The following is a 16,975-nucleotide window of genomic DNA, read 5'->3' as shown; positions in this document are numbered from 1 at the left end:
CGGGCGCCAGCGACTGTATGCAAACGGCATGATTGGCGCGTTTTGGCGGCCTCAATCGAGCTTGTCCGGCGGTGGCAATTGCTCCGGTTTGGCCGGTGCCGTTGCCGTTGGTACCGGCCCAGGGGCTTCGCCTTCCACCGGCACCAGCTTGTATTCCTGGCCTTGCAGATTCTTGAGGTAGACCTCCATCTGCCGGAACGAGATATTGATGTGCTCTTTCTTGAACTCGCGGTTGATGAAGCGGTTGACCTCGTCGACCACCGGGTTGCGGTCGCCCAGGTCACGCACGTGCATGCGCAGTTCGTGGTCCAGGGTACTTTCGCCGAAGTTCAGGAAGTACACGTGGGGTTCGGGTTCCTTCAGCACCCGTGGATTATCCCGGGCGGCCTTGAGCAGCAACTCTTTGACCCGGTCCAGGTCCGAACCGTAGTCGACGCCGAGCTTGAGGGTCACGCGGGTGACGGTGTCGGTCAGCGACCAGTTGATCAGTTGCCCGGTGATGAAGGTCTTGTTCGGGACAATGATGTCCTTGCGGTCGAAGTCGGTAATGGTGGTGGCGCGGATGCGGATCTTGCTGACCGTGCCCGACAGGGAACCGATGGTGATGGTGTCGCCGATCCGCACTGGACGTTCGAACAGGATCATGATGCCGGAGATGAAGTTGGCGAAGATTTCCTGCATGCCGAAACCCAGGCCCACCGACAGCGCCGCTACCAGCCACTGCAACTTGTCCCAGCTCACGCCCAGGGTCGAGAGGGTGGAGACGAAGCCGATGCCGGCGATCACGTAGGACAGCAAGGTGGTGGTGGCGTAGGCGCTACCCTGGGCCAGCTCGAGCTTGGACAGCACCAGCACTTCGAGGAGGCCCGGCAGGTTGCGTGCCAGGGCGAAGGTGATACCGATGATTGCCAAGGCGCCAATGACGTTGCCGATGCTGATCGGCACCATGCTCATGGTGGCGCCGGTACCGCTGGTGTATTCGTAGAGGGTGATGTTGTCCAGGTAGGAGAATACGCTGATCAGGTCCGACCAGACCCAGTACAGCGCCGCCACGAAGCCGCCGAGCAGGGCCAGGCGGATCAGGCGCATGGATTGTTCGTTGACCTGTTCGATGTCCAGGGTCGGTTCTTCGATCACCAGTTCGCCATCGCCGGCTTCCTTGGCCGCCTGGCGCTTGCTCAGGGCGCGCTGGTAGGCCAGGCGCCGGGCCGCCACTCCGAGGCCGCGGACGAAGGTGGCCTCGATCACCAGCCAGAGCATCAGCAGGTACAGGGTTTCGATCAGCCGGTCGCTGAGTTTCAGGGCGGTGTAGTAGTAGCCGAAGCACACGGCGATAAACAGCGCGATGGGCATGGCGGTGAAGAGCACCCCGACCAGTTTGCGGAACAGCGAGGCGCCGCCATGGTTCGGGGTGCCCAGCAGCAGGCGGCTGAGCAGCCAGGCCATCAGGCCGTAGCAGGTCAGGACCACGGCGATGCCCAGCACGTCGTCGGCCAGTGAGGCCGGCTGCAACTCGGCCACGGAGACGATGGCCACCAGTGCCAGGACCACGAAGCCGAGGCGCCGGACCCAGCCCTGGAGAAATTCGACCTGGGGTTTTTCCCAGCGGAAATGCAGTTCGGCCACGCCGCCCGGCGCGAGAATCCGGTAGGCGGTGTAGAACACCAACCAGGCCAGGGAGATCTGCAGCAGCGCGGCGCCGAGGCTGGCGTTCTGGCCGCGGGCGTCGATCTGCAGGGCGTAACCGCACAGGGCGAGCGCCAGGGTGATCGGCATCGCCAGCGCGACGTTGACCAGGATCGCCAGCGGCGTGTGCCACTGGCTGTCACGCTTGAAGTGGCCAATGTCCTTGTGCACTTTGCTCAGGCGCGCATACAGCGACTTGCGCCGCCACAGCAGGGCGCCGATCAACAGCAGCAGGGGCAAGAACAGCAGTGGACGTTGCACCAGGCCGTCGGTCAGTTCGCTGAAACTGGAGGCCCAGGGCAGGGTGGTCACCTGCTTTTGCAGGCGCGCCGGTACGCCGCTGACCCATTCCAGGTCCAGCGGCTTGTTGCTCGGGATCCAGAACATCTGCTCGTCCAGCGTCGCGCGCAGGCCCTGGGCGGTGCTGAGCAGTTGTTTCTGGTTCAGTTGCAGGGTGATGGATTCGTTGAGCAGGGCACTCAGTTCACGGTTCAGGCGTTCCAACAGGTCGCTGCGGGTCACCGCCAGGTCCAGCAGGGTCCGGCGTAGCTGCGCGTTGACCTGGTCCGGCGGCTGGGTTGCCAGCAGGTTGTCAACATAGCTGCCCGGGCTGCTGATCAGCTCGCGTTGCTGGTTGACCTCGAACTGGTAGAGACGGATGTCGGCGATTTCGTCGGCCAGGTCCTTGTCCACTTGCAAGCGCGGCAGCGCCTGTTTCTGCTTGTAGAGAATCTTTGACAGCAACAAGCTGCCCTTGAGCACGCTGATCTGTTCATCCAGGGCCTGGTCGCTCTGGGTCACGCTGTCGAGTTGCTGTTTGGTCTGCAGGTTTTGCTGGGTCAGCTCGTTGAGGCGGTCGGTGCTCTTGAGCAGATAGTCGGAGAGCTTGAGGTTGGTGGCGCTTTCGGTGGCCAGCAGGCTGCTGTCGCCGGCCTTCTGCGCTTCGATGGATTGCTGGGTGACGGTCTGCTGGGATTGGGCCAGGCGCTTCTGGTTGATCAGCGACTGCATGTCCTGGATTTCCTGCTCCAGACGTGCGGTTTTTTCCATCAGCAGGTCGTGCTGGCTATTGCCCAGGTCCTGCAATTGACTGTTGCCGGCCAGCTCCTGGCGGCGCAGCAGGATCAGCGCGTTGATCGAGGCCAGTTCGGCGTTCAACTGGTTGCGCTGGTCGGCGTTGAGGGTCTTGCCGTTATCCTTGCCCAGCTTGAGGGTGTTATTGATCTGCTGGATGCGGGTCTGGCTGCTGCTGATTTCCGACTGCGCGCGCTCGGGGCGGGTCTGGGCGGTAATGATCAGGCTGTTGGCATCGGCCAGGGCTTTTTGCAGATCACCCTGTTGGGTGGTGCGCTCGGCCAGCAATTGTTCCAACTGCGGGACCGATTGGCTGGCGTAGCGCTGCGCCACCGGCACCACCTTGGTGACTTTCAGGCGGGTCAGTTCGCGCTGGTTCTCGACGGTCTGGCGCGGCGCATCGGCGACTTGCTGCTTGGTCGCCGCCAGGCGCTTTTCATAGTCGTCCTTGTTCGACAGCCAGGTCAGCGTCTGTTGCAGCACCGCTTGCAGGGCCTTTTGATCGGCGTCGGGCAGCTTGCGCTCGGCAATCTTGTCCAGGCTCTGCTGGACGGATTGACTGGTGGGTGGCTCGGCCGCTTGCAGCGTGCCGACGGAAAGACTCAACCCCAGCAGGGCAATGGCAAGAAAAGTGCGCAAGGAAGACATAGATACCGATCAAGCAGCGTGAAGAAAGTGGGCAGTTTAGAGGAAGAGACCCGGACCCGGGCGACTTCCTTCGGGGAATCTGACGCCGACTTTGCCGATCTTGTTCCCGTCCATGACGGCGACGGTCCAGAGCGTGTTGTTCCACTCCACCTGGTCGCCGACAACCGGCGCGCCGCCGACCTTGTGGGCAATGAAGCTGCCCAGGGGGGTGTTCGGGTCGACACCGTCGAGTTTCAGGCCATAGAGCGCCGAGACCGCGCCCAGCTGGGCGTCGCCTTCGAGCACGAAGTCGCCGAAGAAGCGCAGGTCGAGCCCGCGTTGCGGCGCCTGGCTGAAGAGCTTGCCGAGGGCCGGCAGGTTGTGTTCATGGCCGATCACGCACAGCAGGTCATCGACTTCCAGGGTGGTACTGCCCGACGGGTGGAGCAGTTGCTGGCCGCGAAACAGTGCGGCGATGCGGGTGCCTTCGGGCATTTTCAGCTCGCGCAGGGCCGCACCGATGCACCATTTTTCCGCCCCCAGGCGATAGATGAACAACTCCCACTCGCTGGTGACATGCACTTCCAGGGCGGCCCGGGAGATTGGCGCGGGCTCCGGTGGGACGGTGACTTTCAGCAACTTGGCCACCCATGGCAGGCTGGTCCCTTGCACCAGCAGCGAGACCAGCACGATAAAGAATGCCAGGTTGAAGTACAGCTGCGCATGGGGCAGGCCGGCCATCAGCGGGAACACCGCGAGAATGATCGGTACCGCGCCGCGCAGGCCGACCCAGGAAATAAACGCCTTTTCCCGATCATGGAAGGCCTTGAACGGCCACAGGCCGACCAGCACCGACAGTGGCCGGGCGAACAGGATCATCCACAGGGCCAGGCCCAGGGCCGGCAGGGCGATGGGCAGCAGGTCATGGGGCGTGACCAGCAGGCCCAGCACCAGGAACATGCCGATCTGCGCCAGCCAGGCCATGCCATCGAGCATGTGCAGGATGCCGTGGCGACTGCGCACCGGGCGGTTGCCGATCATCAGGCCGCACAGGTACACGGCGAGGAAGCCGCTGCCGTGCAGGGCGTTGGTCAGGGCGAATACCACCAGGCCGCCGCTGATCACCAGGATCGGATACAGGCCGTTGGCCAGGTTGATGCGGTTGACCAGTTGCAGCATCAGCCAGCCGCCGCCCAGGCCGATGATGCCGCCGATGCCGAATTCGCGAATCAGGTGGCCGAGCAGGCTCCAGTGCAGGCCGGTCTGGCCGCTGGCGAGCATGTCGATCAGGGTCACGGTGAGGAACACCGCCATCGGGTCGTTACTGCCGGACTCGATTTCCAGGCTGGCGGTGACCCGTTCGTTCAGGCCCTTGCCGCCCAGCAGGGAAAAGACCGCGGCGGCGTCCGTCGAGCCGACGATGGCGCCGATCAACAGGCCCTGGATGATGTTCAGGTTGAACAGCCAGGCGGCGGCCATGCCGGTCAGGCCGGTGGTGATCAGCACCCCGACGGTGGCCAGCGACAAGGCCGGCCAGAGCGCCACGCGAAAGCTCGCGACCCGCGTGCGCAGACCGCCGTCGAGCAGGATCACGGCGAGGGCGAGGTTGCCGACCAGGTAGGCGGTGGGGTAGTTGTCGAAGATGATGCCGCCGCCGTCGACGCCGGCGGTCATGCCCACGGCCAGGATGATCACCAGGATCGGGATGCCGAGGCGCGAGGACAGTGAGCTCACCAGGATACTTGCGCCTACCAGCAACGCGCCGATCAAGAACAGGCTGTTGATGGTCGTCGCATTCAAAGGCAGTACTCCAGGAAAGCTAGAAAGGCTGGGCGCGGATCTGACCATGCAGTCTGCGTGCCAGCGATTCTAACCTGTTGAAATGTACCGCTGTCAAAAAGCTTTAGAACCACTCGTCCTGCATGGCCAGGCAGGTATCGTCACGGGTTTCCAGAATGGCCAGCTCATGATGGCAGCTCGGTACCTCCCAGGTGAGGAAGTAACGCGCGGCTTGCAGTTTGCCCTTGTAGAAAGACCGATCCGCCGGATTGCCCTTGGCCAGTCCTTCTTCGGCGCGGACCGCCTGTTCCAGCCAGCGCCAGCCGATGACCGTATGTCCGAAGGCCTTGAGGTACAGCGCCGAGTTGGCGAGGCTGCTGTTGACCTTGCCCTGGGCCAGGTCGGTGAGCAGGCCGATGGTCACGCTTTGCAAACGCTCCACCAGTGTCTCCAGCGGCTGGCGCAAGGTATCCAGGGCGGTGTGGACGGCCGCGCGTTTCGCCGTGTCGGCAATCAGTCGGATCAACTGCTTCAACCCGGCGCCACCGTTCTGCGCCAGTTTACGCCCCAGCAGGTCGAGGGACTGAATGCCGTGGGTACCTTCATGAATCGGGTTCAGGCGGTTGTCGCGGTAGTACTGCTCCACCGGGTATTCGCGGGTATAACCGTGGCCGCCGAGGATCTGGATCGCCAGCTCGTTGGCCTTCAGGCAGAACTCCGACGGCCAGGATTTGACGATGGGCGTCAGCAGGTCGAGCAGTTCATGGGCCTGCCGACGTTCTGCTTCCGAGGTCAGGGTATTGGTGTCATCGAACAGGCGCGCGGCATACAGGCCGAGGTCGAAGGCACCTTCGACATAGGCTTTCTGGGTCAGCAGCATGCGCTTGACATCGGCGTGCTGGACAATCGCCACCGGCGCGGTGCTCGGGTCCTTGCTATCGGGCAGGCGGCCCTGCGGACGCTCCCGGGCGTATTCCAGGGAGTACAGGTAACCGGCATAGCCGAGCATCACCGCGCCCATGCCGACGCCGATCCGCGCTTCGTTCATCATCTGGAACATGTAGCTCAGGCCGTGGTGCGGCTTGCCCACCAGATAGCCGACACACGCGTCGTTATCGCCGAAGTTCAGCGCCGTGGAGGTGGTGCCGCGCCAGCCCATCTTGTGGAACAGCCCGGCCAGCAGCACATCGTTGCGCGGGCCCAGGCTGCCATCGTCGTTGACCATGAATTTGGGCACGATAAACAGCGAAATTCCCTTCACCCCGGGTGGCGCGTCCGGCAGTTTCGCCAGGACCATGTGCACGATGTTTTCCGACAGCGGGTGGTCACCGCCGGAGATGAAGATCTTGTTGCCCTTGAGCCGGTAGCTGCCGTCGGTCGCCGGTTCGGCGCGGGTGCGGATATCGGACAGCGAAGAGCCGGCGTGGGGTTCGGTCAGGGCCATGGTGCCGAAGAAGCGCCCGTCGATCATCGGCTGCAGGAAGCGCTGCTTTTGCTCGTCGCTACCGAAGCTCTCGATCAGGTTCGCCGCGCCCATGGTCAGGAACGGGTAGGAGGTCGAGGCGGCGTTGGCTGACTGGAAATGGGCGAAGCAGGCCTGTGACAGCAGGGTCGGCAACTGCATGCCGCCCGCCTCGAAGTTGCGCGCGGCGTTGAGAAAGCCGGCTTCGAGAAAGGCGTCGACGGCCGGTTTCACTTCCGGGATCAGGATCGCTTCGCCGTTTTCGTAGCGCGGTTCGTTTTCGTCGTTCTTGCGGTTGTGTGGGGCGAAGAACTTCTCGGCGATGGTGCGGGCGGTGCCGATGGCTGCATCGAAGGTTTCCCGGGAGTGCTCGGCGAATCGCTCGCGCTGGGTCAGGCCCTCGGCATCGAGGACTTCGTACAGCTCGAAAGCCAGATTGCGGGAACTGAGCAGCATCTCGGACATGGCGGCCTACCTGTTGGGGGATGGGCCGAGTCTAGGTGGCTGAATAGGCGCTGCCTAGCAAGATTGATGTGGGTGATGGAGGGGCAGAATTCAGGGCGGTGTGTTGTTTGGACCTGCCTCTTCGCGGGCAAGCGATTTTCTTGCCGACAAAATCATCAGGCCTGGCGCCCATTGCGGGGCCAGGCCTGCCGTTCGCTTTAACCGATGGTCATCAGGCTGGCGTTGCCGCCCGCCGCGGCCGTGTTGACGCTCAACGCCCGCTCGATCACCAGGCGCTCCAGCGCAATATTGGTTTCACCCTGGGACAAGCCCTGCACGCCGACAATCGCACCGCCACGTTGGGCGATCTGCTGGCAGACCCCGCGCAACTGATCGGAATGACCGTGGTGCAATACCGCATCGAACAGCACCTCGTCCTTGCTCCAGTCGGTCACGCGCTGGATGCGCGCCTGCAGTTCTTTCGGCAAGCGCGCGTAGAGCGCCTTGCCCACTTCGCCTTCCGGCCAGACCGCCGAACCGCCCACGGCCAGCACCGCCGCCAGTTGCGTCAGCAGGTCGGCCTCGATCTCCGCCAGGCACAGCACATGCTCGCGCGGCAGGATGGCATAGCTGTTGCGTTCGCCGGTCGGGCCGCTGAGCACGCGGGTAATGCCGCTTTGCGATTGTGCGGCGAAGGTCGCGCAGAGCATGCCAAGGTCCGCCAGCTTCTGGCTCTCGGCCCAGGCCTGCAAGGCGTTGAGCGGTTTGAGCAGCGCTTCGCGCAGGCGGATATCCGGTGCGGCCAGGGCGTCGCCGCGAGCGAAGGACTGTTCGATGGCATTGGTCGGCCGAGTCGACAGCAGGCGATACAGGTACAGCGGCCCACCAGCTTTCGGGCCGGTGCCCGACAGCCCTTCGCCGCCGAACGGTTGCACGCCGACCACGGCGCCGACGATGTTGCGGTTCACGTAGACGTTACCGGCATGGACGTTGTCGATCACCTTGGCAATGGTCTCGTCGATGCGAGTGTGCACGCCAAGGGTCAGGCCGTAGCCGGAGGCATTGATCTGCGCGATCAACTGGTCGATGTCCTTGCGCTTGTAGCGCACCACGTGCAACACCGGGCCGAAGATCTCCCGCTGCAACTCGTCGAGGCTTTCCAGTTCGATCAGGGTCGGCATCACGAAGGTGCCGCGCTTGCATTCCTCGCCTTCGGCGATGGCCACCTGATAGACCGTGCGACCTTTGTCGCGCATGGCCTGGATATGTGTCTCGATACCGGTCTTGGCTTCGGCGTCGATCACTGGGCCGATATCCACCGACAGGCGTTCCGGGTTGCCCAGGCGGCATTCGGCCATGGCCCCCTTGAGCATTTCGAGCACGCGGTCGGCGGAGTCCTCCTGCAGGCATAGCACGCGTAGGGCCGAGCAGCGTTGGCCGGCGCTGTCGAAGGCCGAGGAAACGACATCGATCACTACCTGTTCGGTCAGTGCCGAGGAGTCGACGATCATCGCGTTCTGCCCGCCGGTTTCGGCGATCAGCGGAATCGGTCGGCCCTGGGTGTCCAGGCGACCAGCGATATTGCGTTGCAACAGGCGAGCGACTTCGGTAGAGCCGGTGAACATCACGCCCTTGACCCGTTCGTCGCCGACCAGGCGCGCACCGACGGTTTCACCGCGGCCGGGCAGCAGTTGCACCACGCCTTCCGGAATCCCTGCTTCGAGCAGCAGGCGCACGGCCTGGGCGGCTATCAGCGGGGTCTGTTCGGCGGGCTTGGCGAGTACCGGGTTGCCGGCGGCCAATGCCGCGGCGACCTGGCCGCTGAAGATCGCCAGTGGGAAGTTCCACGGACTGATGCAGACCACCGGGCCCAATGGGCGGTGGGCGTCGTTGCTGAAATCGTTGCGGGCCTGTGTTGCATAATAACGCAGGAAGTCCACGGCTTCACGCACTTCGGCGATGGCGTTGGCGAAGGTCTTGCCGGCTTCACGGACCAGCAGGCCCATCAGTGGCTGGATCTCGCCTTCCATCAGGTCGGCGGCGCGTTCCAGGATCGCGGCGCGTTCGCTCGGCGGGGTGGCCTGCCAGATCGGGGCGGCGTTCAGGGCGCACTGGATCGCGTTGTCGGCGTCTTCGGCGGTGGCTTCCTGGACATAGCCCACCAGATCGCGATGGTCCGACGGGTTGAGTACCGCTACCGGTGCTTCGGTGCTGGCGACGCAGCCCAACAGCGGCGCGGCTTTCCAGTCGTTGTGGGCGGTGGCCAGCAGCGCGCAGGAAAGCGATGCCAGGCGATGTTCGTTGGCCATGTCGATGCCGGCGGAGTTGGCGCGGCCGCGACCGTAAAGGTCGCGCGGCAGCGGAATCCGTGGATGTGGCAGGCCGAAGCCGCCTTCCAGGGTCGCCATCTGCTCGATGCTGGCCACCGGATCGGCCACCAGCTCCTGAATCGAGATGGACTGGTCGGCAATGCGGTTGACGAACGAAGTGTTGGCGCCGTTTTCCAGCAGGCGGCGGACCAGGTACGCCAATAGGGTTTCATGGGTGCCGACCGGAGCGTACACACGGCACGGACGGTTCAACTTGCCTTCGGATACCTTGCCGACCACTTGTTCATACAGCGGTTCGCCCATGCCGTGCAGGCACTGGAATTCGTACTGGCCCGGGTAATAGTTCTGCCCGGCGATATGGTAGATGGCCGACAGTGTGTGGGCGTTGTGGGTGGCGAACTGTGGGTAGATGACTTCCGGTACCGACAGCAGTTTGCGCGCGCAGGCGATGTAGGACACGTCGGTGTACACCTTGCGGGTGTAGACCGGGTAGCCTTCCAGGCCGTCGACCTGGGCGCGCTTGATTTCGCTGTCCCAATACGCGCCCTTGACCAGGCGGATCATCAGGCGATGACGGCTGCGGCGAGCCAGGTCGATCACGTAGTCGATCACATACGGGCAGCGTTTCTGGTAGGCCTGGATCACGAAGCCGATGCCGTTCCAGCCGCTCAATTGGGGTTCGAAGCACAGGCGTTCGAGCAGGTCCAGGGACAGCTCGAGACGATCGGCCTCTTCGGCGTCGATGTTCAGGCCGATGTCGTACTGCTTGGCCAGCAGGGTCAACGCCAGCAGGCGCGGGTACAACTCATCCATGACGCGCTCGTACTGGGCACGGCTGTAGCGTGGGTGCAGCGCCGAAAGCTTGATGGAAATGCCCGGTCCTTCATAGATGCCACGACCGTGGGAGGCCTTGCCGATCGAATGGATGGCTTGTTCGTAGGAGGCCAGGTATTTCTGTGCGTCATGCTCGGTCAGCGCCGCTTCACCGAGCATGTCGTAGGAGTAGCGAAAGCCCTTGGCTTCGAACTTGCTGGCGTTGGCCAGGGCTTCGGCAATGGTCTCGCCGGTGACGAACTGCTCGCCCATCAGGCGCATGGCCATGTCGACGCCCTTGCGGATCATCGGTTCGCCGCTCTTGCCGATGATCCGGCTCAGCGAGGAGGTCAGGCCGGTCTCGTTATGGGTGGCGACCAGCTTGCCGGTCAACAGCAGGCCCCAGGTGGCGGCATTGACGAACAGCGACGGGCTGTTGCCCAGGTGCGGTTGCCAGTTGCCGGTACTGATCTTGTCGCGGATCAGGGCGTCGCGGGTGCCTTTGTCCGGGATGCGCAGCAGGGCTTCGGCCAGACACATCAGTGCCACGCCTTCCTGGGATGACAGGGAGAACTCCTGCAGCAACCCCTGGACGATGCCGGCACGGCCGCCGGCGCTTTTCTGGTTGCGCAGCTTTTCGGCGATCGAGGCGGCCAGCTTGTGGGTGGCCTCGGCCATCGGCGCTGGGAGGCGGGCCTGCTCCAGCAGCATCGGCACCACTTCCGGTTCCGGGCGCCGGTAGGCGGCGGTGATGGCGGCCCGCAGGACCGATTGCGGGAGGATGCTTTCGGCGAATTCGAGGAAGCACTGATGGGCGTGGTCGTTCGGGACTTCGCCGCCATCCTCGGCGTCGGCACGGGCCGAACCGTTGATTTCACCCGGGGTTGCACCGCTCTCGAGCTTTTCCAGGTAGTTGAAAATGGCTTGCTTGATCAGCCAGTGGGGGGTGCGGTCAATCGAGTGGGCCGCGGCCTTCAGGCGCTCGCGGGTCGGGTCGTCGAGTTTGACCCCAAGGGTGGTCGTAGCCATTTTCTTATCCTCATGGTTACCACTATGGCGTGGCATCAGCTGGCGGAAAGAGTAGCGCTGGCTGGGTTGGGGTGCAACCGGGTGCAACCTTTTTTTTCAGGAAAAAACAGCGATAGGTCAGGAATTATTTTCCCGTCCGCGTTTGTGACCATCAGCCCGTTGTTTTGCGGGTATCAAAGGCATTTTCCGCGCCGAAAAAAAGCAGGAGAGCGTCGGAAAATCCGCAAAGTTCAATAGGTGCAACTTATTCGCGCAAAATAGGTTGCACCTTGTTCGGATTGTTGAATAGCATTCGCGGTCAAGGTGCAACCTCCTACATGTCGGATGCGCCGGCTGATGACGTTCCTGAGGAAATATCAGCCATGAATACCCGGCGCGTTGAATCATCTGACAAATATCATTCTTTGCGTCGGTCGGACCGCCGTTCAATAAAAACAATGCCAGGGATTTTCAATGAGTGTAAGTAACCCAACCCTGATCACGTTTGTGATCTATATCGCTGCCATGGTGTTGATCGGACTGATGGCTTATCGCTCCACCAATAACCTTTCCGATTACATTCTCGGTGGTCGCAGTCTTGGCAGCGTGGTCACCGCGCTGTCGGCCGGGGCCTCGGATATGAGCGGCTGGTTGTTGATGGGCTTGCCCGGGGCGATTTATCTGTCCGGCCTATCGGAAAGTTGGATTGCAATCGGCCTGATCATCGGCGCCTACCTGAACTGGCTGTTTGTTGCCGGTCGCCTGCGGGTGCAGACCGAGCACAATGGCGATGCGCTGACCCTGCCGGACTACTTCTCCAGCCGTTTCGAGGACCACAGCGGCCTGCTGCGGATCATCGCGGCGGTGGTGATCCTGGTGTTCTTCACCATCTACTGCGCGTCGGGCATCGTCGCCGGTGCGCGTCTGTTTGAAAGCACCTTCGGCATGTCCTACGAAACGGCGTTGTGGGCCGGTGCGGCGGCGACCATTGCCTATACCTTCATTGGTGGTTTCCTGGCAGTGAGTTGGACCGATACCGTGCAAGCCACCCTGATGATCTTTGCGTTGATTCTCACGCCGATCTTCGTGCTGCTGGCCACCGGTGGCGTCGATACCACCTTCCTGGCGATCGAAGCCAAGGACTCCGCCAACTTCGACATGCTCAGAGGTACCACTTTCGTCGGCATTATTTCGCTGATGGGCTGGGGCCTGGGCTATTTCGGCCAGCCGCATATCCTGGCGCGCTTCATGGCGGCGGATTCGGTCAAGTCGATTGCCAATGCCCGGCGCATTTCCATGACCTGGATGATCTTGTGCCTGGGCGGTACCGTGGCGGTGGGCTTCTTCGGGATCGCCTACTTCTCGGCGCATCCCGATGTGGCGGGGCCCGTGAGCGAGAATCATGAGCGGGTATTTATCGAGCTGGCGAAGATCCTGTTCAACCCGTGGATTGCCGGTGTACTGCTGTCGGCGATCCTGGCGGCGGTGATGAGCACCTTGAGCTGCCAGTTGCTGGTGTGTTCCAGCGCCCTGACCGAGGACTTCTACAAGACCTTCCTGCGTAAATCCGCGTCCCAGCTGGAACTGGTCTGGGTCGGTCGTGCCATGGTCTTGCTGGTGGCGTTGATCGCCATTGCCCTGGCGGCCAATCCGGAAAACCGCGTGCTGGGCCTGGTGAGCTATGCCTGGGCCGGTTTCGGTGCGGCGTTCGGTCCGGTGGTGCTGATCTCGGTGATCTGGAAGGACATGACCCGCAATGGCGCGCTGGCCGGGATTCTGGTGGGGGCGATCACTGTGATCGTCTGGAAACACTTCAATCTGTTGGGGCTGTACGAAATCATTCCGGGCTTTATTTTCGCCAGCCTGGCGATCTATGTCGTCAGCCGGATGGGCAAGCCTTCGGCGCGGATGCTGCAACGTTTCGACGCGGCGGAGAAGCAATTCCGCCTGGAACACTGATCGGCAGGGGCTGAAGCCCTGAACACCGATTGATCGGAAGCGGCCCGTCTCCCTGCAGGCGGGCCGTTCTGTTTCAAGCGCGTAGCGCTTGTTGCAAGTCTTCGAGGATGTCCTCGATCGCCTCGATGCCCACGGACAAGCGGATCATTTCCGGCTTCACGCCGGCCTTGGCCTGTTCTGTTTCGTTCATTTGCCGGTGGGTGGTAGAGGCCGGGTGGCAGGCCAGGGACTTGGCGTCACCGATATTCACCAGACGCTTGAAGATCTGCAGCGCATCGTAGAAGCGCACCCCGGCTTCATACCCGCCCTTGAGGCCGAAGGAGAGGATCGCCGAAGGCTTGCCCTGCATGTACTTGAGCGCCAGCTCATGGTGCGGGTGGTCCGGCAGGCCGGCGTAACTGACCCAGGCGACTTGCTCGTGGCTCTTGAGGAACTGTGCCACCTGGAGTGCATTCTCGGTATGCCGTTCCATGCGCAGGGCGAGGGTTTCCAGGCCTTGCAACAGCAGGAAAGCGTTCATGGGTGCCAGTGCCGCGCCGGTATTGCGCAAGGGCACGGTGCGAGCGCGGGCGATAAAGGCCGCCGGGCCGAATTTTTCCGTGTAGACCACGCCGTGATAGGCGGCTTCCGGGGTGTTCAGGCCAGGAAATTTTTCCGGGTAGTCGGCCCAGGGGAAGGTGCCGGCATCGACAATGACCCCGCCCAGGGAGTTGCCATGGCCGCCGACGTACTTGGTCACCGAGTGCACGACGATGTCGGCACCGAACTGGATCGGTTTGCACAGGATCGGTGTCGCCACGGTGTTGTCGACCATCAGCGGTACGCCGTGTGCATGGGCAACCTCGGCGAAACGCTCGAGATCGACGATATTGCCCGCCGGATTGCCGATACTTTCGCAATAGACCAGCTTGGTATTCTCGTCGATCAGCTCGGCGATGGCTTGCGGTGAGTCGTCGCGGGCGAAGCGCACATCGACACCGAAACTCGGCAACAGGTGGGCGAAGAGGGTGTAGGTGCCACCGTAGAGCTGCGGCGTGGAGACGATATTGTCGCCCGCGCGGGTCAGGGTCTGGATCGCGTAGTGGATCGCGGCGCTGCCGGCGGATACCGCGAGCCCGGCAATGCCGCCCTCGAGGGCCGCGAGGCGCTGTTCCAGCACGTCGTTGGTGGGGTTCATGATCCGGGTGTAGATATTGCCCGGTACATCCAGGTTGAACAGGTCGGCGCCGTGCTGGGCGTTATCGAATTCGAAGGCGACGTTCTGGTAGATGGGCACGGCCACGGCCTTGGTGGTCGGGTCCGACTTGAAACCGTGATGGAGCGCAATCGTTGCGTCTTTCATAAAGTCTCGACTCAGTGAGATTCCATTAGTGAGCACTGCCGGGCGGTGCGGTCGCTTAATGGTCTCGTGTGTCTGAGTCGCCAATGACCTTGGGTGTCATGCCTGCAGTCGGACCGCAAACCGGTGCGCCAGTGTCCGATACTGGCGCGCAATCGGCAAGTCGCTCCAGCTTAAGCCGGCTCGTTGTCCGCCTGATTGACGAAGATCAGCACCCCGAGGAGCGTCATGTAGAACTTGAAGGCCGGTTCCTGGCCGTTCCAGGTCGGCGACTGCCACATCAGGAACCATTCACCGCCGACCACCATGAAACCGACGAACCAGACCAGCAAGCCCGCGCTCGCGCCACCGACGACCCATTTCTTCGCCCGCGCAAAGCTGGCGGTATCGCTGTTGCGCGCTCGCCACAATGCCAGCGCGCCATAGGCCAGCAACACGGCGGTGAGGCCTTCGCCGAAGATGATCAGCCAATAGGCAGCGTGCCAGAGGGCTGGCGTGGTGATCGCGCGGTACATCGCGGTGTTGTCCGGGAAGGTGCTGTCCATGCTCAGGACGTGGCGGACAAAGGCGAAGTTGGAGCCGTAATCGGTGACGTTGTTGAAGGTGACCATGAAGGCGAAGGCCGCGAGGGCCAGGGTGAGAAGAATTTTGGCGTAGCGGGTGGTCATGTCTCGGATCCTTCTTTCCTGTCGGCGGGAAAAGCACGCTATCACTGCGCAGGCTGGGAGTATGTCGGACGTATCCGATGCCGTCGGTACGCTGCGACCTGACGTAGGTCCGGGCACAAGGTAAACTTCGCCTCCTTCGCAGGAGTCGCCATGAACTACCGTCACGCCTTCCACGCCGGCAACCACGCCGACGTTTTGAAACACTTGATCCTGACCCGCCTGATCGCGCTGATGGCGCGCAAGGAGCAGCCGTTCGCCTACCTTGATAGTCATGCCGGTATCGGCCTGTATGACCTCAAGGGCGACCAGGCCAGCCGCACCGGCGAATACCTGGAGGGGATCGCCCGCTTGTGGGGCGAGCAGGAGCTGCCCGCCGTGACCGCCGATTACATGCGGGTGCTGCACGAGATGAACCCGGATGGCGAACTGCGCTACTACCCCGGCTCGCCGGAGCTGGCACGGCGCCTGACCCGTGAGCGCGAGCGCATTCTGCTCAATGAGAAACACCCGGAAGATGGCAAGCTGCTCAAGGACAATATGAAGGGCGACCGGCGTGTGGCGGTGCACCTGGGCGAAGGTTGGCATGTGGCGCGGGCGTTGCTGCCGGTGGCGGAAAAGCGCGCGGTGCTGCTGATCGATCCGCCGTTCGAACAATTGGATGAGATGCAGCGCTGCGCGGCATCGCTGAAAGAAGCCATCGGGCGCATGCGCCAGACGGTGGCGGCGATCTGGTATCCGATCAAGGACCAGCGCGCCTTGAAGCGTTTCTATCAGGACCTGGCCGGCAGCGGTGCGCCGAAGTTGCTGCGGGTGGAGCTGCTGGTGCATCCGCTGGACACGCCAGCGAGCCTGAACGGTTCGGGCTTGGCGATTGCCAATCCGCCGTGGGGGCTGGAGGAAGAGTTGCGGGAGTTGCTGCCGTGGCTGGCGCAGAAACTGGGGCAGACCCAGGGCGATTGGCGGATGGATTGGTTGATTGCCGAGTAGTCTGTAGGCGCGGCAAGGTCAATTGTGGCGAGGGGGCTTGCCCCTTCGCCACAATTGTTCGTGATCAGCAGTTGTTCAGCTTCAGATCGGGCAGGTCACGCCCGTGCCGCGAATCCCGCAATAACCTTCGGGATTCTTCGCCAGGTACTGCTGGTGATAGGCCTCGGCGTAGAAGAAGGTCGGCGCTTCGTCGATTTCCGTGGTGATGCTACCCAGGCCCGCCTTGCTCAGTTCGGCCTGGAACACCTGCTTGCTCTTGCGCGCCGCTTCCAGCTGTTGCGGCTTGGTGGCATAGATCACCGAGCGGTACTGGCTGCCGATGTCGTTGCCCTGGCGCATGCCCTGGGTCGGATCGTGCAGTTCCCAGAACAGCGCCAGCAGCTCTTCATAGCTGACGATCTCCGGTTCATACACCACCAGCACCACTTCGCTGTGGCCGGTCAGGCCCGAGCAGACTTCCTCGTAGGTCGGGTTCGGCGTGAAGCCGCCGGCGTAACCCACTGAGGTGCTGTAGACGCCCTCGCGTTGCCAGAAGCGCCGTTCCGCGCCCCAGAAACAGCCCAGGCCGAAGATCGCAAACTCCACATTGCCGGGGAAGGGGCCCAGCAGCGGGTTGCCGTTGACGAAATGTTTCTCCGGGACGGCCATCGGGGTTTCGCGGCCAGGCAGAGCTTGTTCTTTGGTTGGGAGCACGTTTTTGTTCACCAGTATTTCCGAGCGCAAGACCATGTCACAGTCCTCTCAGTCAGGTTGGGATGAGCGATACAGGAAGATAGACCAACAGTGTGCCCGAGTGTTA

General features: G+C 62.7%; 9 protein-coding genes. 2 read left to right on the top strand and 7 right to left on the bottom strand.

Annotation, left to right across the window (positions count from 1 at the left end):
- Positions 1 to 51: 51 nt before the first annotated feature.
- From mscK to putA, 4 genes are all read right to left on the bottom strand, one after another.
- Positions 52 to 3,408: a mechanosensitive channel MscK gene (gene mscK / locus PFEN_RS28195; protein ID WP_191489853.1), complete on the bottom strand. Its 3,357-nt coding sequence runs from the start codon at positions 3,406 to 3,408 to the stop codon at positions 52 to 54.
- Between the two features lie 36 nt (positions 3,409 to 3,444).
- The gene (locus PFEN_RS28190) at positions 3,445 to 5,187 is read right to left on the bottom strand and encodes a potassium/proton antiporter (protein WP_191489852.1); all 1,743 of its coding nucleotides are present in this window, start codon (positions 5,185 to 5,187) and stop codon (positions 3,445 to 3,447) included.
- 103 nt (positions 5,188 to 5,290) lie between these two features.
- A complete protein-coding gene (locus PFEN_RS28185) occupies positions 5,291 to 7,093 on the bottom strand; it encodes an acyl-CoA dehydrogenase (protein ID WP_191489851.1) in 1,803 nt (600 codons plus the stop codon).
- A 197-nt stretch (positions 7,094 to 7,290) separates the two neighbouring features.
- Entirely contained in the window at positions 7,291 to 11,244 is a 3,954-nt protein-coding gene (gene putA, locus PFEN_RS28180) for a trifunctional transcriptional regulator/proline dehydrogenase/L-glutamate gamma-semialdehyde dehydrogenase (RefSeq protein ID WP_191489850.1), read from the bottom strand.
- A 453-nt stretch (positions 11,245 to 11,697) separates the two neighbouring features.
- On the opposite strand from putA, the gene putP reads away from it, so the two are divergent.
- A complete protein-coding gene (gene putP, locus PFEN_RS28175; RefSeq protein WP_191489849.1) occupies positions 11,698 to 13,182 on the top strand; it encodes a sodium/proline symporter PutP in 1,485 nt (494 codons plus the stop codon).
- Positions 13,183 to 13,255: 73 nt separating this feature from the next.
- Here putP and PFEN_RS28170 read toward each other — a convergent pair whose 3' ends face one another.
- Positions 13,256 to 14,524 (bottom strand): O-acetylhomoserine aminocarboxypropyltransferase/cysteine synthase family protein, encoded by a 1,269-nt coding sequence (locus PFEN_RS28170; protein ID WP_191489848.1) that lies wholly within the window; start codon positions 14,522 to 14,524, stop codon positions 13,256 to 13,258.
- A gap of 170 nt (positions 14,525 to 14,694) precedes the next feature.
- A complete protein-coding gene (locus tag PFEN_RS28165) occupies positions 14,695 to 15,189 on the bottom strand; it encodes a DUF2165 family protein (protein ID WP_191489847.1) in 495 nt (164 codons plus the stop codon).
- Positions 15,190 to 15,339: 150 nt separating this feature from the next.
- Here PFEN_RS28165 and PFEN_RS28160 point away from each other — a divergent pair, with 150 nt between their 5' ends.
- Positions 15,340 to 16,176: a 23S rRNA (adenine(2030)-N(6))-methyltransferase RlmJ gene (locus PFEN_RS28160; protein ID WP_191489846.1), complete on the top strand. Its 837-nt coding sequence runs from the start codon at positions 15,340 to 15,342 to the stop codon at positions 16,174 to 16,176.
- 81 nt (positions 16,177 to 16,257) lie between these two features.
- Here PFEN_RS28160 and msrA read toward each other — a convergent pair whose 3' ends face one another.
- Complete coding sequence (gene msrA, locus PFEN_RS28155) at positions 16,258 to 16,905, bottom strand: peptide-methionine (S)-S-oxide reductase MsrA (protein ID WP_191489845.1); 648 nt, start codon at positions 16,903 to 16,905, stop codon at positions 16,258 to 16,260.
- Between the last annotated feature and the right edge of the window lie 70 nt (positions 16,906 to 16,975).

Source organism: Pseudomonas sp. FEN (genome assembly GCF_904067045.1).
GTDB lineage: Bacteria > Pseudomonadota > Gammaproteobacteria > Pseudomonadales > Pseudomonadaceae > Aquipseudomonas.
Note: the sequence above shows the minus strand (reverse complement) of the source record. Positions and strands in the feature narration are given on the sequence as shown.